The organism is Blautia segnis, assembly GCF_014287535.1.
In the GTDB taxonomy this organism is placed as follows: Bacteria; Bacillota; Clostridia; order Lachnospirales; family Lachnospiraceae; genus Blautia_A; species Blautia_A acetigignens.
In genome coordinates this window covers 17,035-39,389 of sequence record NZ_JACOOT010000034.1, presented here as the reverse complement: position 1 = coordinate 39,389, position 22,355 = coordinate 17,035, and the positions used below count along the sequence as shown (strand labels likewise).

14 protein-coding genes are annotated in these 22,355 nt (G+C 41.8%); all 14 read right to left on the bottom strand.

All coding sequences use genetic code 11. The features are described 5' to 3' along the window. On the bottom strand, positions 1-3,610 hold a 3,610-nt coding region (locus tag H8S54_RS14690), incomplete at its 3' end, for a non-ribosomal peptide synthetase (protein ID WP_186901735.1). Positions 3,611-3,624: 14 nt separating this feature from the next. After that, entirely contained in the window at positions 3,625-5,214 is a 1,590-nt protein-coding gene (locus H8S54_RS14685) for a (2,3-dihydroxybenzoyl)adenylate synthase (protein WP_186582097.1), read from the bottom strand. Next, positions 5,204-5,902 (bottom strand): 4'-phosphopantetheinyl transferase family protein, encoded by a 699-nt coding sequence (locus H8S54_RS14680; protein WP_186582098.1) that lies wholly within the window; start codon positions 5,900-5,902, stop codon positions 5,204-5,206. The genes H8S54_RS14685 and H8S54_RS14680 overlap by 11 nt, the downstream gene beginning before the upstream one ends. Next, entirely contained in the window at positions 5,892-6,638 is a 747-nt protein-coding gene (locus tag H8S54_RS14675; protein ID WP_186582099.1) for a thioesterase II family protein, read from the bottom strand. Before H8S54_RS14675 ends, H8S54_RS14680 begins: the two co-directional genes overlap by 11 nt. Positions 6,639-6,741: 103 nt before the next feature. Further along, positions 6,742-7,323 (bottom strand): accessory gene regulator B family protein, encoded by a 582-nt coding sequence (locus tag H8S54_RS14670; RefSeq protein ID WP_186582100.1) that lies wholly within the window; start codon positions 7,321-7,323, stop codon positions 6,742-6,744. Next, positions 7,323-7,481 carry a cyclic lactone autoinducer peptide gene (locus H8S54_RS14665; protein ID WP_015528432.1) on the bottom strand — a complete coding sequence of 53 codons (159 nt, stop codon included), beginning with the start codon at positions 7,479-7,481 and terminating at the stop codon, positions 7,323-7,325. The genes H8S54_RS14670 and H8S54_RS14665 overlap by 1 nt, the downstream gene beginning before the upstream one ends. 102 nt (positions 7,482-7,583) lie before the next feature. Further along, positions 7,584-8,879, bottom strand: a complete 1,296-nt coding sequence (locus tag H8S54_RS14660; RefSeq protein ID WP_186582101.1) for a sensor histidine kinase — start codon at positions 8,877-8,879, stop codon at positions 7,584-7,586. Then, a complete protein-coding gene (locus H8S54_RS14655; protein WP_055059676.1) occupies positions 8,876-9,613 on the bottom strand; it encodes a LytR/AlgR family response regulator transcription factor in 738 nt (245 codons plus the stop codon). Before H8S54_RS14655 ends, H8S54_RS14660 begins: the two co-directional genes overlap by 4 nt. Positions 9,614-9,700: 87 nt before the next feature. After that, positions 9,701-9,940, bottom strand: coding sequence for a helix-turn-helix domain-containing protein (locus H8S54_RS14650; protein WP_054337273.1), 240 nt, complete (start codon positions 9,938-9,940; stop codon positions 9,701-9,703). 284 nt (positions 9,941-10,224) lie between these two features. Further along, positions 10,225-10,431 carry a PIN domain-containing protein gene (locus H8S54_RS19450; RefSeq protein ID WP_024728263.1) on the bottom strand — a complete coding sequence of 69 codons (207 nt, stop codon included), beginning with the start codon at positions 10,429-10,431 and terminating at the stop codon, positions 10,225-10,227. A gap of 27 nt (positions 10,432-10,458) precedes the next feature. Next, positions 10,459-13,218, bottom strand: coding sequence for a YodL domain-containing protein (locus H8S54_RS14645; RefSeq protein WP_186582102.1), 2,760 nt, complete (start codon positions 13,216-13,218; stop codon positions 10,459-10,461). A gap of 81 nt (positions 13,219-13,299) precedes the next feature. Next, entirely contained in the window at positions 13,300-20,982 is a 7,683-nt protein-coding gene (locus tag H8S54_RS14640; RefSeq protein WP_186582103.1) for a DEAD/DEAH box helicase family protein, read from the bottom strand. 68 nt (positions 20,983-21,050) lie between these two features. Next, positions 21,051-22,139 (bottom strand): DUF5688 family protein, encoded by a 1,089-nt coding sequence (locus H8S54_RS14635; RefSeq protein ID WP_144167203.1) that lies wholly within the window; start codon positions 22,137-22,139, stop codon positions 21,051-21,053. Between the two features lie 6 nt (positions 22,140-22,145). Further along, the gene (locus H8S54_RS14630) at positions 22,146-22,286 is read right to left on the bottom strand and encodes a hypothetical protein (protein ID WP_008688072.1); all 141 of its coding nucleotides are present in this window, start codon (positions 22,284-22,286) and stop codon (positions 22,146-22,148) included. Positions 22,287-22,355: the final 69 nt, after the last annotated feature.

Here is a 22,355-nt window from a genome sequence, read left to right as displayed (position 1 = left end):
AGATGTGTATAAGAGACAGTTTCTCTATATATGAGCCTAATTCAAAACTCACATTATTAACGATAGATTTGCTATAACCTCCAATCTCTAAAATATTAATTTTTCTATTATTCTCCTCACTCATCTGTTTTATTATGTTTTTTATTCCCGCAATGTAATCTTGACCCTGTTCAAACAATTCATTCAATTTATCAGGTCTAAGATCATATTTATTAGGTTCTAGAGTGTAAGTACCTTCTAAGCACCCTTGGATAATCTTTCTAATAACATCTTCACTATTAATTACAAGTTCGTATATTTGCTTTAAAATAATGTTGCTATCAGATAGATCTTGTATATATTTTACAATGCTATCTCGGATATCAATCAGATTACCCGGGCAGTAATATTTTTGTTCAATAAAGCGAATACTTCCTGTTTTTACTAACATATTTAACCATATCCCAAACAATTTTTTATAATGAGTATCAATTTTACATATTTTGCACAAATCGTTATATGTGTAATACAACCCATTTTCAATAAAACACTTTTCATAGATTAAAATATCAACAATTATAATTATCCCTAAATCATCTAGCACTTTTTCCAGTTCGTCCGTTATATATTCTTCATTATCAATTAAAAATCTTTTTTGATCATTAATTTCACTTTCCTTCGAATAAAAAAAGGCTATTAATTTCCCCTTATTACTTATTACAATTGATTCATCTATGCCATCTATAGATTTTATGCTCGTTTCTATTTCTCCCAATTCTATCCTATGTCCACGTATTTTCACTTGAAAATCTTCTCTTCCCAGAAATTCAATCGTTCCATCCTCCCAAAATCTACCTTTATCTCCAGTCCTATACCATACCGTTCCAGAATCTTCCACAAATTTTTGACGTACTAATTCCTCATCACCTCTATAAGTACCTACTCCATCACCGCCTATCCAAAGTTCTCCTTCTACCCAGAATGGAACATCTCTTCTCCTAAAATCCATAACTCTGTATGATTGCCCTGAAAGTGGACGTCCATATGGAATTGATTGCCAATTTGAAGGAAGTGGTAACTTTACTTCAATATAATTTGACCAAATACTTGCTTCTGTCGCACCACCCATAGCAATAAATTTGCAGTCTGAAGTAGAACCCGCCAAGCGTTGTGGCAGATCCATCCCTATCCAATCACCTGATAATAATACTGTTTTTAATGGCAATTTCACTTTTTTTTCTTCCGCACATATTAATAGCATATCCAACAAAATTGGTACCGAATTCCATATTGTTACCTGATATCTAATTACAAGTTGCAGCCAATACTCAGCATCCCTACTTTTCTCTTCTGGAATCATAACCAAAGTTCCGCCTGTTCCAAGTATGCCAAATAAATCATATACAGATAAATCAAAGTCGAGAGCCGATACTCCGAGTAATACATCATTTCCGGTAATCTTGATGCGCCTATTAACATCTTTTATTGTATTCCACGCTCCTTTATGCCGTATCTCTGCACCTTTAGGAATCCCTGTTGTTCCTGACGTCATAATAATATAAGCCGCATCTTCTGGTGTAACTTTCGGAAGATCTTCTGTTTTTTCTTTAAGTAGAATATCCTCTATTAACCATACAATAGTATTTTTCGGCCAAGTTAAGGTAGCATAATGCCTCTTATCAGTAATGACATACTGTATTCCTGTTTTTTCATGTATAAGTTTTCTTCTTTCTTCTGGTTGAGATGTCGTGACCGGAACATATAAATTACAAGAAGTTAATATTCCAAGGGCCGCTACAGCTTGACGCCAGCCCCTTCCAGTCGATATTGCAATTGGTTGATCCTTAATATTTTTATCTATTAAAAAAGCCGCAACAGATAAAGCTTTTTCTGACAATTCACCATAAGAAAGTGTTATATCTTCTCCAGTATCAATTATTGCCACTTTCGCTGATACAGTATTTGCAATATTAAAAAAATCCGAATGAATACAATCAGGTTTATACAATCTTCTTATTTTCTTCTGTTCCTCAACAAATTGTTTTTGTCTTTCCGGAAACACATCAAATCTCTGATTCCAGTCTTTCTTTCCTAATTCATGCAGAAGAATCTCAAAACTCTCCAACATATCCGGAATCATATTCTCCGGGAATAACTCATCCACGCTGTCCCATGTAAGCTGTACACCATTTTCATCTTCATAACTCTGAAAATCATTCCACACCTGCGGCGTCTGGGAGATCATATAAGAAAACTGCCCCAATTCTTTCCGGAAGGTATCATTTACCAACGGCGTTCCCAGATTGCAGGCAAAAACAACCGGCGCCACCGCCGACGCGTCCCCATACATCTGTGCAAGGTCTCTCTGGACTTGTACGCCGGAATATGCCGTATACTTCATATCCTCATGAAGCTGCCTCTGAATCCTGTCCAACAATTCCGCAAAAGTCGGATTTTCTTCGCAGTTAATCTCCAGCAATAACAGAGTAGTAAAATCTGCTATTACTTCCTCTAACCCCTGCTGCTCTGTTTTCCGGTTAAAAAATGGAATATTAATAAGGAAACGATGATTCCTGCTCCACCGTTCCAAAACCGTCGCATATGCAGTAAGAAGAACCATTGCCGGAGTTGTCTGGTATTCCTTTGCCCGTACTTGCAGATGAGCCCACTCTTCCTTGCCAATCCTTACAATCCTGCGGTTGAATACAGTCTTTGTCACTTCCTGCGGCCGTTTTGCCAGTGGCAGGCCTGGCCCTTTCGGCAAATGCTCCAAGCGTTTTTTCCAGTATCCTTCTGCATTGTTTTTCTCTTCCTTATCTTCCTCTTTCTGCCGTTCCAGATAAGAAGCAAAATTCCACCCTTTTGATTCTGCCGGAAGGCTTTCTCCGCGATAGGCAGCCGCCAAATCCCTCAATAAGATCTGCAGACTCTGTACATCAGCAACCAGAAGCGCCATGTCCACATGAAGGCGTGCCTTATTTTCAGGAAAAAGCGTAAGCTCTATTCCTGCTACTTCGCCTTCCTCAATCTTTAACTTCCGATGGGATAAACGTTCTCTGACAGATACTGCCATTGCCTCTGCTTCCTCAGATGACATCCGGGAAAAATCATGAACCTTTATTTTTTCACAATACGGCTTATCCAGGATTTTCTGTGTCCCATCTTCCAGAAAGCAGGCACGCAACATGGGATGATGATACTGCAGCACATTCCATGCTTTTTCCAGACGCTCCGGATCTATATTTTCCCCATCAAACTCTAAATACGCATGACAGTCTATTCCTCCAAGAGCCTGTTCTTCATCCCTGCCAACCCAATATGCATACTGTACGTCTGTTAAAGGAAACGGCTGTTTCATATCCTTTTCCGGCGTTATCTTAGATTCTTGCGCCCGTTTTTTGCCCGCTTTTTTCTTTATGCTGCGCTGGATCAGCGCCCACCAGCCTTCAAGGGTAGGATTTTCCATCAATGAACCGAATGAAACCTTAACCCCCTGTTTTCTCCACTGGTTTACCAGACGCATAATCGTCAGGGATGAAAGCCCAAGCTCCAGCAGATTTTCGGAATCCCCCAAATCTCTGGCTACCGGCAGCTTTTGTTTGATCTGTTCCTTTATCTCTATATATTCCATGATTCTGTCTCCTTCTATTTTCCCTGCGCCATCCGTTCTAATGCTTTCTTATCTATTTTTCCTACGCTGGTCAGCGGCCATGTCTCTACCCGTTCTATCTGATCCGGCATTTTATACGCCGCAACGCCTATTTCCCGCAGGAACCTGTGGATTTCCTGCAAATCGATCCCGGCTTCATCATCGGTCACAAGGAATGCACATATCCGGTTTCCAAGGGTTTCATCCGGAACGCCGACAACGGCTGCCTCTTTGATTTTCGAATGCCTGCAAAGGTAAGCTTCAATCTCTGAAGGCATGATCTTTTCTCCGGCGCGGTTAATCTGCTCTTTGATTCTCCCGCCCAAACGTAACCTTCTGTCTTTCGTCCACATAGCTTTATCGCCCGTCCGGTAAAATCCGTCCGGCGTAAAGCTCTTTTTATTTGCTTCCTCCGCCATATAATAACCATCAATCGTATACGGGCCTCTGGATAATAATTCCCCAAAAACTCCTTCCGGTACGGCCTTATCTTCTTCATCCACAATCTTCACTTCATCCGCAGGAGACACCGGAGTTCCCTGACATCTTGCGATCAGGGAACCTTCATCCTCCGGGCTAGTAAAGGACAGTAGCCCCTCCGCCGTACCAAATACCTGCATCAGTTTACACGGCCATTCTTCAATGATCTTATCCGCAAGGGAATCTTCCAGCATTGCGCCGCCCACCTGCAAAATCCGCAGGCTGGATATATCATAATCTTCATCCCATTCCAGCATTTCCATGCACACAGTAACCATAGCAGGAACCAATGCCGTTATCGTGACACCTTCCTCTGTAATTGCGTCAAGGATATCATCCGGGCTGGTCGCAGACGCAAGCACAACTTTTCCTCCCACTTCCAGCGTGCCTAAAAGCCCCGGGCAGCATAATGGGAAATTATGAGCTACCGGAAGAGACGCCAGATAAACGTCACTGCTATCCAAGCGACATCTCTTCGCGGACATGCGGGCATTATACATATAATCCGTATGGGTGCGCGGAATCAGTTTCGGAACCCCTGTCGTCCCGCCGGACAGCAAAAGCACCGCCGTTTCATACCCATCCACAGCCGGAAATGCTCCATTTTCTCCACACGTTTCCGCAATCATTCCACTGATATCTCCGGATTCGCTATCTACAAATATATGCCGGATACATGAATATTTCTCTTTCATCGCATTTGCCATCGGCACATATGAAAATCCCAGATATTTCTCCACCACAATATAAGCGGCCGGCTTTGCCAGTTCAATAATTCCTTCCAGTTCTGCCTCCCTGTGGGCCGGCAGCATCATGATTGGCACCGCCCCAATCTTGGAAAGCGCAAAAAACACGATCACAAAAGAAATCCTATTCGGAAGCTGCACAAGCACTTTGTCTCCCTTTAAAATCCCTTTACGCAGAAAAGCTGCCGCAAGACAATCTGCTTTTTGCTTTAATTCCATATAACTGATCTCGTCTTCGCTGTCCGTGACCGCAGTTCTTTCTCCATATTTTTCCGCCCACTTATCAAGCTGCTCTCCAAAGCCGCATCGTTCCCATCCTTCCAAATGCTCGTATTTGCTCATATCCTTCTTATAACTCATTTGATTTGTCTCCTTTCTTATGCGCCGCCACATACGCAGCATATCCCTCAATCTTTACCGGATACAAATGCCATCCCTGGCCTTTCCTGCCTTTTTCTGTAATTTCCCCGTTTCTGACAGAGAAGAAATCCATTCCTCTTCCCAATCCAATACCGATCGCTTTTACATACGCTTCTTTCGCCGCCCAATACTGGAAAAACAGTTCCGGTCCCTCATTTATTACATCTTCCGCTTCTTCTGCCGTATAGAAATTCCCGGCTATCTCCCTGTAATCCGGGCATCCTGCCATTTCCTGCACATCCACTCCGATATCCATTCCGACAGCGAATCCCTCCAGTATGAATTCCCCCGAATGCGAAATATTAAAATTGACTGTCTGCTTTCCTGCGATTTCTTTATGATAAGGCTTACCCAGTTCATTGACAGAAAAATCAACTGTTTCCACATCTAAGTATCTTTTCAAGAGAATTCGCACGATAAGTTTCCCGGCAATATAACGCATCCTGTCTTCAGGAAAGCGGAACTTTCCGGCTTGCTCCGACTCCTGCTCACTCAGGATATATTCATGATTCTTCCAGAAATCTGTCATTTCCGGCCAACAGATGCACCATATATGTATCTCATTTTCACGGATATGAAGTTTGTCTGCTGACAGAAATTCCTTCTCCCCGCATCGTTTAACCTCCATTTATCATTCCCTGAAGCCGTCTCTCAACCTCACTTATTACTTCGTCTTCGTAATCCCGCAGATAAAAATGCCCTCCCGGAAATATTCGGTAGTCAAAATCATTATCCGTATACTTTCCCCATTCGCAGATTGCGCTCTCATCCGCTTCGCCATCCTTTTCTCCGCCAAATGCAGCGATAGGCGCATGCAGTACTATTCCCGTCTTGTCATAATATGTTTCATCCATGGTAAAATCTGCCCGCAGCATAGGCAGAAAGAAATCCAATAATTCCTGATTCTCCAGTATCTCTTTTGGCGTCCCCTCAAATCTTCCCAGTTCCCTCTTAAACTCTTCATCCGGAAGATGATAGATCGGATTCGGCTCCGGAATACTGGGAATCCGGCTACCGGAAATAAACAGACAGCTCGCTGTATATCCGACCGCTTCCAATCTCTTTTCCAGCTCATAGGCAATCTTACCGCCCATACTGTGCCCCCATAAGGCATACGGTCCATCCACAACCTCTCTTACTGCCTCTTCCAGATCATCTAACATAACCGGCATATCTATATACGGCTTCTCCATGATCCGTTCTTCCCTTCCCGGAAGCTGAACCAGACATACCGTTACTTTTCCCTGCATCTTTTTCGCCCACTGGTTATAAGCAGAAGCGCCGCCCCCCGCAAACGGCAGACAAAACAAAGTTATTTTCTCTTTGTTAATATTTTCTGTATTTTTTATCAACTTCAAATTCACTTTTATGTTCCTCTTGCATCATGTTCTTTTTTATTCTGTTTATTATCATTTTTTGATATGCTTTTCCCAAGCATTTCTTATTCCTATCCAGGATTAGTTGACTCTAACTATTTGTCAAAAAAAAATTTTTGATCCATCCCAATATTAAACCGGACGCCAAAACAATATGCGCTACCATAATCCCGTTTACGACCAGGAAATATCCGGTTACAGAAAAAACACCTGCTATCGCGCATTCAATAATTAAAATTGCCCTCGCGCGCATACCATAAACTTTCTTTTCTTTCTCATCCAGTTTCTTACTGCTGGCATCCACCGGTGCCATAACAAATATGACTCCAACTGCAGCAAGCCATATGATCCGTATTTGCCACATCACAGCCGAACCAGACGCCAGATACTGACCGCACAGAAGGACAAGGATACTGGAAACAACCATGCAGCTCCCTGCTTTTTCTAAATGAATCCCTCCGGCATACTGCCTTAGAACAGTAAAGGGCAATAAAAAGACTAGCATCTCCAGCCAATTCCCCGTTACAATGCCAAGTATGACAATGATAAGGTATATCGCCACCCTGCCCAGCAGTACGCCGTAAGCATATTCATACAGCCTGCGGTCTTTCTCTTCAAGAATCCCGTTCCTGTTTTGCACTTCAAAAAGCCAGCCGGTAGTTTTTTTCCACACTAGAATTTCCTCATTTTCTTAACTTCTTCCGGCTCTTCTTCCTGATAGTACAGCCAGTTGCACGCCAGATTTGCCGTATATGCCGTCAGGCAGAGTGCAAGACAGTTTACAACTCCAAGTACTTTGATACCCAAGCTTTTTCTGATTGTTTTTTTCATAGTTACATGCCTCCATTTTTTTCCGATAGTTTACACAAAAATCGCCCTTTTTTCAATTACCGTGGCAAAAACGGTAACTTTTTGGGCGATTTTTGCACATCTTTATTTTATTGTAAAGATCAGCTTAACAGAGAACTCCTGTTCTCCGACCTCCACTCTCATAATTCCAGCATACTTTTTAACCAGTTTTCCAACCGTATGCAGTCCGATCCCGTGACTGTCTGCATCTCTTTTGGTGCTTATGTACCGGTCCTTGTCCTTTAACAGTGGAACAACATACCCGTTGCAAAATTCCATAACAAGGAAATGTTCCTCATTTCCCATATACATCCTGCATTCCACATATCGGCCATCTTTTGTCTTTTCTGCCGCTTCCAGTGCGTTATCCAAAAGATTACCTACGATTGAGATCATATCCAGTTCTTCCAGAAAGTCCAGCCTGAGATCATTACCCAGGGTAATCTTATAGGAAATATTCTTAGATTCCGCAAGGAATTTCCTTTCGCACAGGATGCTGTTCAAGATCGGGTGTTCGCAATACACACCTTTTTGAAGGCTCTGAATCCGGACACCTAAATGTTCCATAATCTCCTTAACCTCTTGATTTTCTCCTTCTTCCATCAAACCGGCTACTGTACAAATAAATTTATTTATATCGTGTAAGAATGCCCTGTTATCCTCATTGACCTTATTCATATACTGTAAATTAGCAATCTCCGCCCTGCTTTTCTGGTAAAGCCGGTCCATCTTCTTCACTTCTTCTGATTTCTCTACAAACCGGTCAAACACTGAGAAAATGAAGATATTCGTCAATAGCAGCAGCGAAGCTCCTACCGGAACCATAACCCTGTTCATTCCTTCAAAAGAAATATTTGAATAAAACACACATCCTAATATAATGATCGTAGCGGTTGGCAGCATGAGCAGCACAGTAAAAGTTTTATTCTCAATCGTCAGATAATTCCTTTTTCTCGTTACCTGATTAATGCATTTAATAAACAGAAATGTCATGGTACTCATTAGTAGTAGCGCTAATGTTTTTTCTATTTCCGTCCTAAAACCCTCAGATGCACCAGTCACGCCATACGCATTCGTAAGCGTTGCAAAGAGAAATTCAGGAATAATTGCCAGCACATAATAGCAGCATACTATAACCAGCTTCTTCCATATATTTCCCCGGAACACAACCATTGACACAATCATATACGTTACCGGAATCATTACCATATTAAATACTGAGGATTCCAAGTGGTTGATTCCGAGCATTATCAGTGCTACGACAAAATATATGAGAAATTTTCCCCAAAAGTTTTCTCTTCTGTATGGAAGCATGTTCTTTTCCAGATCTTCCAACAGATACATCTGAAGAAGGCAGATCAAAAAATCTCTTACTATCATACCATGCCGTTCCTTTCCCCAAGAAACATGATCAGAGCGTCAGCAAACTGACCTTTTCTCGACCTTGAAACATTCAATTGGATTCCCATCTGTAGCAGCGCCACATTCTTTTCCAATCCTTCCACTTTCGCCAGATTTACAATATAACTGTTATGTGCATACTCAAATCCCCTTCCGGCCAGACGTTCATATAAATCGCCTAAAGATTCCTTACAATGCATCTCATCTATCTCCCCCTGCCTAGCAACGTATATAGAGCAACCCCTTTTCGCCAGACAGATATATAAAATGTCTTCCGTATAGATACGAATTACTCTTCCCGCTGATGTAACCGTCACGGAAGAATCTCCACAGTGCAATTTTACTTTTGATAAAATTGCAGGGATTTCCCTTTTTAGACTTCTGTCATGCAAGTCTTTCATAATATACCGGAACGGCTGCCCAATATTGATGCTGTCTGAAGTCGGTTCAAAGTATCCGGAGCAGAACACCAATATCGCTGCCCTATTGTATTCCCTCAGCTTCAGTACCGATTTATTCCCATCCAATCCGGGCATACGCATATCCATAAAGACCAAATCATGCAAAATATCAGCATTTTTCAGTAGTTCCTTTCCTGACTCGTATTCATAAAACCGTATCTCGCTCTTAGGAAGAATCCCTTCCGTTTCTATAACCTTCTCTATTTTCTCCCTGTAATTTTTATCATCATCGCAAATTGCTATTTTATACATCTATGTCCTCCTAAGTTAGTTTCCTCTAACCCTCTTTCATAAAAAATCCATCCTGCAGAATCTGAATCCTATGAGCATTTACTCTTCCTATAGTTCGGGTTCCAAATCTGCAAAGATGGGATCAGCAAAAAATTCCTGTATTGTGACATCCAATCCATCGCATATCTTTTTTATTGTAACTACGCCAGCATTCTTACTCTGACCATACAAAATATTCTTTAATGTTGAAGGAGGAACGCCAGAACATACCGCCGCCTCATTCACTGTGATATCTTTCTGATTAATCAGATCGTTTAAACGATATATGACCGCTGTTTTTATATCCACGGTATCGACCACCTTTTTTTCTTCTATTTTATATAAATCGGCTTTAAAAGGTCGCCCATATATAGTCTTTTTGATCTATATACGATATTTTTTTAACAGTTTTTCTTATTCTAGCAGAAATCCGCTAAATTTCTATATTTTATTAGATACATGAAACCCTGTGAGAACATTTCTGATCCTACGCAGGGTTTTCCACTTTGTTATAAAATTTTTATATTTTGCAGTATGCTGGATCGGAGTTATCATTCAACTTTCCTTCTGCTGCCGATTGTAAAAACATATTTTTACGAATAAATATTCAGCAGTTCTTCCGGAGAAAGCAGTGTAATCCAAAAGGAAAGAAAATCCTTTTTATTCCTTGTCACAATCGCATCACACTGATTCTCCTTCGTACAAGTTGCAAGTAGGCAGTCTTCAAAATCAGATACTCTCTGCAAATAAGCAGGCAGCACATCTTCGTTCGTCACTGTCAGCACTTTTGCTATGTCCAAAACGGAGCCAAGTGCCTTTCTATAAATTTATACCGTTCTTACATCCCGATCAGCTCCTCTCTCCAGCTCATCTTTTCCCTGCTTTTCTTGGATTTTTCTCTTATTGATTTCCAGTCGTTCATGAATAGATGGCTTCTTTGCCTTCGTAGTTGCTTTATTCTTTTCTGTTTGCATACTCGAAACTACCTTTTTCACAGCTTTGTCATTATCCCCTTTTGTCACATTCGCTGCCCTTGACGCTTCTACTCTGCTGTCCTGCTTTTCTGCAACCTGCCGTTCCTGCTTTTCCTGCACACTTTTTTCTTCCAGACTGCAAAAGCTCTGCAAATATGGCAGCACATGGTTCTGCATATCGGTCAGATCTTCCATACACTTCTGAAACTCTTCATTTCCCTTGTTTTTCAGATAACCAATCCAGCTTTCATCCGTAAGTTTCAGTTCATTTTGGAGTTTCAGCTGACTTAAAATACCGCCATTTCCTGTTCCAATATCTATTTTCCCTTTGAAATGTTGCAGCATTTTATCGCCTTTTTCCGCATAATATATAGTAAAAAACATCTGGGCTGTTACCATCGGCTCATCCGTCCTCGGATTACGGTCTGCGTACCATTCCTTATCCTTCTGTGCAGTACGGGAATCCAGATCTGAGAGCTTCTGACAGCGTGGTTCCATCAGCTCTCGCTTTTCACAGTAATTCACATACACCATCGGCTCTGTTTCTTTGGATATATCTGGTTCGTAGGATTTCAGCCGTTCCAGCAAAACACCTGCCCACACGGACTGCTCACAGTCTTCTTCAATCACATCCTTCAGAAAGGAAATATAAGAACCAACATTTCCACTTTGCAGATCCAGCATGACTTCCTGTATGGTATCCTGCCCTGGCTCTACATGGTCCCGATAGTCATACGGATCGAAGTCTTCCGCAATCTCATCCAATGCTGCTGCCAGTTCTTCTGTTGTCATTTTTTTCGGATACATTGCCTCACGCACATCCTGAATCGGGATATATTTATAATCAGGCAATGCTTTATGAATCTTCTCCAAACCTTCACGCACCACCGGCTGATCTTTTAAAAACCGCACATTATCCAAGAAGTCGCCGTGTATCGTTGTTCCCATTACAATCAACAGTTCTGTTTCATCAAACAAGCTATCCTCCGGATCACGATAAATAATCCCCATTCCACTGCCTTTATAAGCGTTTTCCGGATCTTCTCTGTACTTCTCATAGATTGCTGCGATTTCTTTCACATCTGTGCTTTTCTCATAAGCTCCCATATCATGAATTTCATCACATTCTGCAGCATAATATTCCAGATAAGCTTCTTTCTTAGGCGGCATATTATTGAGTACATTATCAATCATGTTATAATTGGCCTCTTCCAGTTCCTCCACCTTTGCCAATGGCTTATATTCGCCCTGGCTTTTCTGAATCTCTGCCATTACAGCTTCATCCATTTCTTCTACTTTTTCCATCAACTGATCATAATCCCCACGGATGCGTTCTCCCGTCCAGCCTTCGTCTTCCAAAAGTTCCTCCGCCGCTTCTTCAATAGAAATTTCATCATTCTCATAAATGCCACCATCCATCAAGCGGAAATCTTCATCGTAAAAGGAATAATCATATCCTTCTTCTGTTCTCTGAATAGCAAAATATCGTTCTCCTACCTCATATGCCAGTTCACTAAGAACCTGTTCTTCCAGATTCAGGAAAGAATCCAGCTGTTCAAAACTGATACTGTCTACAAAATGAGCAGTTACCTTTTTCCCGTCATTCAGAACTATGATATCACTGACAGACAGGGAATGCCCACGGAAGTCTTCCGGTCTGTCAATGTTGAACTTTTCAAAAATATCATCCAGTGACATATTTCCTGATAATTCACCAACATAGACCAGCTTATAATCTTCTTTTTTTATCTGCATACCATGACTTTCAATAAAACTCATATTCATAAATGCATAGTTTTCTCCCGGTAAATCATCCCGAATCTGATAAATTCCAAATGTCCTTCTTGTTCCTAACAACAGATTTGCTTCTTTCAAAGATTGAATCTGTGGATATTTCTGCATTTCCCATTCCAGGTTACGGAAACGCTCCAGTTCTGTCATAGACATCTGATAATGCTCCGGTCCTCGTTCAATTTCCATGCGTTCTGTGACATACATAGGTGATGAAAAATTAGTGATCAGATAGATATCTGCTCCTGCATCGTATAATTTCAGTGCTTCTTCCTGCTCAATGACACTCATAGGCTCCTGAAATGCTCCTAAATTTTCTTCTGCATAATCTAGGTTGTTATCTTTTATCCGTTCCCACATCTGCGATTCCATTCCAAACAAACCGTCATGTGCCTGTATCATTTCTTTACTCGCATATTCACCTTTACTGCCAGCACTGCCAAGACAATAAATCTTAGAACCCATTCTGTGATAATCCAAAGCTGCTTCTTTTCTAAGTGGCACCATATCTTCTTCCATATATCCATAGTCACGTAATTCCAGCTTACCTATGGTTGGATCTGGCAGTTCCTGAATATCCATTCTTGCGTCATCCAGCAAATCCTCTACACCTTCTGAATCTGCCTGGCTCACTGCATCTGCCAGATTTCTTACCAAAGCCCTAACTTTCTCTTTCTCGCCGATCAGATTCGCATATTCAAAAAGCTGTCCTTTTACATCTGTTGATATTTCTATACCTCTACTCTCTGCCTGATTGATCTGTTCCTGCGTATATTCCTGCATTTTCTGCGTTTCTCTACCTATTATCCTGTTTCTTGCCATATAAGTTCCTCCTGTATTCTGAAAAATGGCATAACCCACAGAACATATTTTCTGTCAGATTATGCCATCTTCCTTGTTTTCTTATTCCAGACCAAAGTCCCGTTTTCTGTTATCCTTGCCAGTTTCACTTTCCCGCTGACTCTTTTCTTTACAAATCTGCAGTTTTTCATGGATAGAACCACGTGCCGGTCTTTCTTCTTTCTCATCTGATTCAGATACTTCTGCTTCTGCATCTTCCCGTTCATCCATATTGAGCAATGCATTTAGCTCTGACAGTCGCTCCAGTTTCTGGTTCAACTCCTCTTCTTTTGGAAATGGCTTTCCCACTTCTTCTTTCGCATTTGCCATCTGTTCATACACTGTTTCCAATCTTTGTTGTGCTTCTGAAAGCTTCTCTGGATAACTGTCCAACAGATTGTTGATACGGGTAATATTTCCAAGTGCATCTGCTCCAAGATGAACTTTCGAGACAGCCTCATGTTTGACAGATAATATAAATTCTTTACTCCATCCATCAAACTGAATCCTCATATTGAATCCCTGATAGTTTCCGATATCCATCGCAGCATCTACAGTTTTAATATCTTTACATACCGCCAGAAGTGCTGCTCCTGCCTCTTTCTTTTCTGTGAACACTTTGCCACCAATCTCCATAGTAAACTGCTCTGGATCTGTGCTTTTATGCTCAGAATAATGAGCGATGTCTGCCTTGTAGCTGTCAATGATTTCTGTCAGTTTTGCAATCTGTTGTGGAAAATTCCTTGCAATATCATCTTCCAGGCGGTACTGGTTATTCATGTGGTTGGCTTTTAAAAGTTTTAATTTTGCCACATCAACATCCAATGCCATCTTCTCTTTTACTGCTGGATTTCCGGTTGCAAGAGCTTTGACCTCTGCATAGGAAAGTGCCGCTTCGTCCACATCTTCACAGCTTCGCACAGGTGCTTTACTGGTCATAATCTGAGAAATGAATTTCTGCTTGTTCTCAATCAACTGCCACATGTAGCTGTCAAATGTGGATTCTGTTACATATCGGAAGATATGAACCTTTTTATTATGATTTCCCTGGCGGATAATACGCCCTTCTCTCTGTTCCAAGTCAGATGGTTTCCAACCAATATCCAGATGATGCAACGCAATCAGACGATCCTGCACATTGGTCCCGGCACCCATCTTTGCTGTTGAGCCAATCAAAAAACGAACCTGCCCGGATTTCACTTTTCCAAACAGCTCCGTCTTCTTTGCTTCTGTATTTGCATCATGAATAAAAGCAATCTCTTTTTCCGGTACACCTTTTTCCATCAATTTCTGCTTCAAGTCATCATAAACATTGAAGCTGCCATCGCCTTTCGGGGTACTCAAGTCACAGAAAATCAATTGTGCAGATTTCTGTGCTGCCGTGCCTTTCCAGATCTCATAACTTTTCTCTGCACAGACTGATATTTTGCTTTCTGGATTATCTGGCAATAATTCGTTCACCAAACGCTGATCCAATGCCAATTTTCTTCCATCGTTGGTAATTTTCAGCATATTATCAACCGAAGCATCTACCCCTCCGTTTCTGACAACTTCTGCACGTTCCCCCAGACTTTCTACGATTTCTTTCTGCTGTTCCGTTGGTTTCAGCACCACTGTTTCATATTCCGCCTCTGGCACAGGAAGCTTTAACTGATCGGAAGTCTTGATATCTGCAATCTCCTTAAACATATTCATCAGTTCCGGAATATTATAAAATCTTGCAAATCTTGACTTTGCACGGTAGCCTGTTCCTTCTGGTGCAAGCTCAATGCTCGTGACTACCTCGCCAAAGGTGGAGGCCCAGGAATCAAACAGTCCAAGTCCCATATTTTGTAATTTGCTGTTCTGCAGATACCTCTGCATAACATATAATTCCGTCATGCTGTTGCTAATCGGTGTGCCCGTAGCAAAGGTAATGCCTTTTCCTCCGGTAATCTCATCCAGATACTGACATTTATTAAACATATCCGCCGACTTCTGTGCTTCATTCTGTGCAATCCCGGCTACATTTCTCATTTTTGTATAAAGAAATGCGTTTTTATAACTGTGTGCTTCATCTACATATAAATGATCCACTCCCAGTTCTTCAAACGTAACTACCTGATCTTTTTTCTCTTTCTGATTCAGTTTCTCCAGCCTTGTCTGCAATGTTTTTCTTGTCTTTTCAATCTGTTTGACGGTATAACGTCCACCATCCTGTTCATACCTTGCACTCTGGATTGCCATTTCCAGATCATCAATCTGCCTCTGAAGCATGGCTTCCTGTTTCTCATCAGAGATTGGAATACGCTCAAACTGGGAATGACCAATAATAACAGCATCGTAATTTCCCATAGCGATTCTGGCACAGAACTTCTTTCGATTTGCCGGTTCAAAATCCTTTTTCGTTGCTACCAGAATGTTCGCCCCTGGATATAACTGCAGGAATTCTGCTCCCCACTGCTCCGTCAAATGGTTTGGAACTACAAAGAGGTTTTTCTGAGATAATCCCAGACGTTTGCTCTCCATTGCCGCCGCTACCATTTCGTAAGTCTTCCCAGCTCCTACTACATGTGCCAGAAGCACATTATCACCGTATAGCTGATGTGCGACTGCATTTTTCTGATGCGATCGAAGTTCTATTTCCGGATTCATTCCTGGGAAAGTCAGATGACTTCCATCGTACTCACGGGGACGGATACTATTAAAACGTTCATTGTACACGCTTACCAGTCTTTCTCTCCTCTGCTGATCCTTAAAAATCCAATCTTGGAATGCAGCCTTCAAAGCATCCTGCTTTTGTGATGCCAACATAGTTTCTTTTTTATTCAAAACTCGCACTTCATCCCCATTGTCATTTACGACTTTATCATAGATTCTAACATCTTTTAGATTCAAGGTATCTTCCAGAATCCGGTAGGCATTTGCTCTCTCCGTTCCATACGTTGCATAGGCAAACGCATTTCTTGGACTGTCGGCGTTCTTTCCTGTAATCCTCCACTCACCATTTATCTCAGAGAATTTTACCTGTATTTCCTTCTGCGCAAGATACCTCGGCGTATGAAGCAGTTCCACCATAAACTCCTGATAATCCGAAGGTTCAATCCAGGTGGCTCCAATACGCACTTCAATCTCCGATGCTTCCAGATCTCTCGGCTGAACTGCCTCCAATGCACGGACATTCGGTGTGAATTCTGGATGATTCTCTGCAAAAGTTCTCGCTGTATTTAATTTATCCCTAACATTTCCGGACAGATATTCATCTCCACTTTCCCACTGGTCTGTCAGTGGATTTTTGAAGATAACTCCAACCAGCTCTTCTGTGATTTTCTCTTCGGTCTTTCCGGTCAACTGTGCCATATATGGGAGATCTACTTTAGCCTTTTCATTTAGGGACAAAGCAAGTGCTTCTGTGGCTGTCTCCACACTTGTCACAGCGACCGCCTTTTTAATGGTTCGTTTGGTAAACATGTCCGCTTTCCGCTTCAATGTTCCATCTTCATTCAAGTCTTCCAGGGAACACAGCAGACAATAAGAAGAGTCATCAGAAAATGCACGTTTGTTAGCATTACTTCCAATAACTCCATACTTTGCTGTGTAGGTATCATACACCTGATTCAGTTTTTTCTGCTGTTTCTGGATTTCTTCGTCTGTGACAAATTCTTCCATCTGCATGGCGATCAGTTCACGAACGGTATCACGGATTGCAACCATGCCTTTTACACGTTCTGCAGTGGCTGCAGGCATTTTCACCTGATTCATCAAAGAATTGACACGGTAATATACCTGATCATCTACCACCGTATAGCTGTAATTTCGAACATTCGGATCTGCCGGAATACTCTCTGGCATCTCATCCAGTTCTGCCTCTATATCTACTGCCGCTACCATGCTTCCCTTGATGTGTTTTACAGCTTCTTGTAACTGTAATTCCAGATCAGCTCCTTCCATTGGAGCACAGGTTGTTTCCATACCATACGGACCGGACACTTCTTTCATCTCACCAAGAATCAATCCCGGATGCTGAACAAAATACTTGTTAATGGTAATCCCATTTGCATCACTCTCCAAATTCACCCAGTCTGGCATCTCTTTTGTGAAACTCTCACGCTTCTGGAAAAACAAAATATCAGCACTGACTTCTGTTCCTGCATTTGCCTTAAAAGCTGTGTTCGGCAGTCGGATTGCCCCCAGCAAGTCTGCACGCTCTGCCAAATATTTCCGGACTTCCGGTGATGCCTTGTCCATAGTTCCCTTTGTTGTGATCAACGCAGCTACACCACCTGGACGTAACTGATCTATAGTCTTGGCAAGAAAGTAATCATGAATCATAAAATTGTAGCGGTCATACTGACGGTCATTGACCTTATATGCACCGAATGGCACATTTCCGATTGCCACGTCAAAGAAATCATTGGGATAATCCGTCTTCTCAAAGCCTTTGATCTGGATATTGGCATCTGGATAGAGAAGTTTAGCAATTCTGCCACTGATGCTGTCCAGTTCCACTCCATAGAGTTTGGACTGGTTTAGATTCTCTGGAAGCTTTCCAAAGAAGTTCCCGACTCCCATAGATGGCTCCAGGATATTTCCCTTTGTAAATCCCAGATTCTCCAACACCTGATACATACTTTCAATCACAATCGGCTGTGTATAATGAGCATTTAATGTGGAAGCTCTGGCTGCAGCATATTCTTCCGGTGTAAGGACGGTCTTTAATTCCAGATATTCTGTCTCCCATGCAGATTTTGTCTCATCAAATGCATCTGCAAGACCTCCCCAGCCAACGTACCTGGATAAGATTTCCTGTTCTTCCGGTGTTGCATTGCGATTCTCATCCTCACATTTCTTTAACAACTGGATAGCCATGATATTGGCACGGAACTTTTCTTTTGCTGTACCCTGTCCAAGCTCATCATCTGTGATGCGGAAGTTCGTTGCTGGAATCGTTTCTGATATTCCGTTAATCTCTTCCAAAGATTCTTTTTCTTCCGATACCTCAACTTCTCCAGATAATTCTTTTTCTTTTTTATCATAATCTGTCCACACACGTTGAGAAATAGCAGTAAAATACAAGGACTCTTCCTCCATAATTTCTTCCCTGATTTCCCGTAATTCATCTAAAGTATCCGCATTTACAGTTTTGTTGTGATAATGATAATAAAGTACTTCTTGTCCGAGTTTTACATCCAGACGTTCCAATTCTTGTGTTGACATTCGATTCCAAATATCATCTTTTTCCGTATGAATCGTGAAACCTTCTCCATCATCATGATATTCTAATGTGTATTGAAGTCGATTCGCTTCTCCCTTAACTTTGCAATCAAAATCGTGGATTTTTGTTCTGGTACCAGACATATATTCTGAATCAACTAATCGCAAATCAGTTATATCTTCCGCTGTCAAAGTATCCTGCTCCAGCTGTTCTCCTAACATCTGCTGTGCTTCTTCCAAATCTGCCAGTCTTTGTGCTTCCTGTCGTTCTTCGTACTTTTCCATTTCTTCCGGTGACAAATAATCATCTGTGCGGATTAACTGGCGAACACGTTCTGCAACCTTGTTCCACTTTAATAAAACTTCTACCTCTGGACTGCCAATTTTCCCTTTTGCAAGTTTTAATCCTTTTGCATCATGGGATGCGTCGGAAGCATCTGCTCCTGGTATTCCGGGTGAGGAACCACCTGTTCCATACTCATTTTTCAGGAACTCAGCTGCATCTTTCATATCATGATGTTCCATGAAATACTCATAGATTCGGTTACGTCCTCCTGCAGTAATGCCGCCTCTTCTTAACACTGCGTCAATTTCATCCTGTGTGATAAAGGATAGTGCCGGACGTTCGACCGTAAATTTCTGGTCTACCCAGGAACGCTCCCTCTGAAGATCCTGAAAGCGTTGGAAATATTCCGGATTATGCTGAATCTCCCAGCGGTGATAATCTCCCGGATTCTCATCCATATATTTCTGCAGCCATTCAAAACGATAGACAATCGCATCTGCTTCCTCTTGATCTGTCCATGCTCCACTCACTACATCCTGCCAGTCTGAATATGATTGTTTCTTTTCCCAGTTTCTGCAAGTATCCCGAAAATGAAGTGCAAGAAGATTGGTCATTTCTTCCTGCTCCTGTTCAATGGCATTATTGGAAATCAAATTATCCACGTAATTTCCATCCTCATACATATCCCGAATTCTGTTCGCTGCTTCTTCCCACGTAACCATGCGGTCAAAGTTTCTTCTGGCAGAGTCCCCTCGCCGGATACGGATACCATCATTGTCATACCAGATACTGATTTTCTGACCATCTATGGTAAATCCTTTGCCACCAGTTCCATATTCATCTTTCAGAAAACTCCGCATTTCTTCATTATCCAGACCTTCAATCAGTCTTGCTGTAATATGAAACAGTGTATTTTTCTGTCCGCTTCCCGTGCGGAGAATATCATTTACCACTTCATCGGAAATAAGAAAAGCGGCTGGCTGTTCCAATGCAGCTGCCGCTTTCCTTATTTCTCCTAACTGTTCCTCTTCTGTTGGGAACAGACTTAACTGTAAATAATCTCCTGAATCACCAGCTCCTCTGCCTGTGCCTTGATCTGGTTCATGTGTCTGGTCCATGCCATCCCGTCTGCCATTTTGTCCGGTGCCGGATCTTTCTCCAGAAGTTCGTTCATCAGGTCGTCTACTCTCTGTCTTGCCTGGCTGTCGATCTCCATCAGATGACTGTCCAGACGGTTCTGCAGTGTCAGAATGTTGAACCTGGCTACCTTGTGATTTCTCAGATACTCTTTCCGCATCATTCCGTACTTGCCGATGGTTCCTCTCGTCTCTTCCAGGCTGATATCTGGAATCTGATACTCTCCGTTCTGGCTGTAACTGATCTCTCTCATAGTCTGTTTCCTCCTTTTTTTCTTCTCTATCTTCTGTGTTATCTGTATTGCTTTCACGAATTAACGTGTTAAATTCATTATATGCTACTTCTTTTTCTTTTGCAACCGTTTTCAGGTCATTTTCCAGATCATTCAGAACATATCGTCCAATCTGCATCAGAACTGGTCTGCTGATCTCGTTGACTGCACTTCCCAGATGTCCTAATACTTTCAGCTGATTGAAGTCCGTAATATGCCGAAAATCCTCTGCATCCAGATATTCCTGTACATCCAGTCCACACCTGTTTAGTAATACATACCAGACACTATTGGTCATCAGTTCCCGGAATTCTACTTCCTGATTCTGTTCGTCCAGTTCTTCCAAAAATGTCCCTGTCACATCCAGTCTCAGTTCTTCCAATGCATCTGGAAGCCATTCCTGCATACTCTCCTTCGCTGCCTGATGCAGACTTTCAGCAAGCCCTCCTTCTGTATCTTCCAGTGATAACTGCTCCTGCAGATAATCTGCAACCAGTTGTTCACCTTCCATTGGAAGATTCCATAACTGTGGATCTTTTCCCAGATTCCGCACTTTATAAGTGTCCTGCACATCAAATACATACCGAAGTTTTGTTTTTGGTCCGGAAGTATTGTCAATCAAGGCAATCCCCTTGGATCCCTTTTTGATCCAGCGGTACATCTTCTGATTCCAGATTTCCATGGATGCTGCGGCAGTTGCTTCCGGTCGCTGTGCATAAATTAAAAGCTGTTCTGGAAAAGTATATTTGTACAGTCTGGATGAAGTGTTTAGGAACCGCATCCATTCCTGCGGACTGGCAGCTACATCTTTTGCCACCTCTTCCGTCAGCTGTTCCATTGCATATAATTTATTTGCCATGTGCTACTCCTTTTCATAAAATCAGGGACTGCTTAGTACAGTCCCCTTAAAATCATCGTTGTTTCTCTTTATAATGCTGCGGCAAGATCTTTTGACTTATTCTTTGGCACTTTGTCTGCCTCTTTTGCCTTGATCTCTGCCTTGGCTTTTTCCAGTCTTCCATGGATTCCACCTTTTACTTCCACTTTTTCGGCTGCTTTTTCTTTCTCCAAACGAGCTTCCCTACGCTCAGCATTTTCCATTACTGCGGTCTTTTTATCACAGAACTGAACCTTATCCGAAAGCTGTTCCTGTCTTTCCACCTGTGTCTCATTGACTTCCTGTACCATCGCATTTAATTCCGGAACCTGAAAAATGCCGTTATCAGGAAGAATCAGCACTTCATGAATGGAAGATGGGATGACAAAGTAATCACTTCCCAGGCATTCCCCAATCTGTTTACGAATATCTTCCTGCAGTAACAGGGAAGCTCCATTCATCTTAGCTTTGTTTGTCAGACAGAACATTGGGTTTTCCATGGCTTCCATATCCATTTTTTCATTCAGCAGGTTTTCTGGTTCTTCACCAAAAATCATAGATTTGATAATCTCATTCATATCCATAAGTGTGACACCACGTTTTCGGTCTGCCACCATCGCATTCGCTTGAATCTGTTCGGCAGATACTCCCCACTCGTTCATCAGAGAAACAGTTACCGGAATACTGCTGATCCCTTCTCCATTTTCCTCCAGATTTACTGCATAATAAGCTGCAAAATCTCCGTGTTCTGTGACTACTTTATCTGCAAGAAGATCGGTATTCCATTCCTTATCACAAATTCTCATCTGTAATTTGTCCTTCATCTTTTCATAATCCAGAATATCTGGAACTCCCATATCAAAAAATTCTGCTTTTCCCTGTGCCTCAATACGCATATCAGCCACATCGCCAACACAAGAGTCTACATCTTTTCCATGGATATATTCCTGGTAGAGGGAATCCAGATAGACTGTCGGTACGATTCTCTGATCTCCGTTTGGAATCGTAATACCTGTCAACTTCAAACCGTTGTTTTTTTCTACTTCCTGAAGTTTAATTTCTGCGTCCTTATAAGACTCTGGCAGATACTCCTTTACATTGTCTTTGACATATTCATAAAATTCTTTTCTGTTCATCATACGCTTTTACCCCTTTCTGATCATGTGATGGTTCATTCTTTTTCTGCTGACCATCTGCTCGGCTTTCTTCTGATAAGCCATCATTCTCTTTACTGTTTTCTCCTGGTTTTTTCGTGCTTCCTGTCTTTTTTCCATTGCTTTCATCATAGTTTTCTGTTCCTTTCTGTGATTTTTTTGTATGAAAAAGGGAGCCTCACATAGAAGCTCCCAATCATA

Excerpts from the sequence above, each read along its gene's own strand:
- H8S54_RS14685 (WP_186582097.1), bottom strand. The coding sequence starts at position 5,214 with ATGAGTTATAAGAAGGATATGAGCAAATACGAGCATTTGGAAGGATGG.
- H8S54_RS14680 (WP_186582098.1), bottom strand. The coding sequence starts at position 5,902 with ATGGAGGTTAAACGATGCGGGGAGAAGGAATTTCTGTCAGCAGACAAA.
- H8S54_RS14665 (WP_015528432.1), bottom strand. The coding sequence starts at position 7,481 with ATGAAAAAAACAATCAGAAAAAGCTTGGGTATCAAAGTACTTGGAGTT.
- H8S54_RS14660 (WP_186582101.1), bottom strand. The coding sequence starts at position 8,879 with ATGATAGTAAGAGATTTTTTGATCTGCCTTCTTCAGATGTATCTGTTG.
- H8S54_RS14655 (WP_055059676.1), bottom strand. The coding sequence starts at position 9,613 with ATGTATAAAATAGCAATTTGCGATGATGATAAAAATTACAGGGAGAAA.
- H8S54_RS14645 (WP_186582102.1), bottom strand. The coding sequence starts at position 13,218 with ATGGCAAGAAACAGGATAATAGGTAGAGAAACGCAGAAAATGCAGGAA.
- H8S54_RS14640 (WP_186582103.1), bottom strand. The coding sequence starts at position 20,982 with ATGGCAAATAAATTATATGCAATGGAACAGCTGACGGAAGAGGTGGCA.
- H8S54_RS14635 (WP_144167203.1), bottom strand. The coding sequence starts at position 22,139 with ATGATGAACAGAAAAGAATTTTATGAATATGTCAAAGACAATGTAAAG.
- H8S54_RS14630 (WP_008688072.1), bottom strand. The coding sequence starts at position 22,286 with ATGATGAAAGCAATGGAAAAAAGACAGGAAGCACGAAAAAACCAGGAG.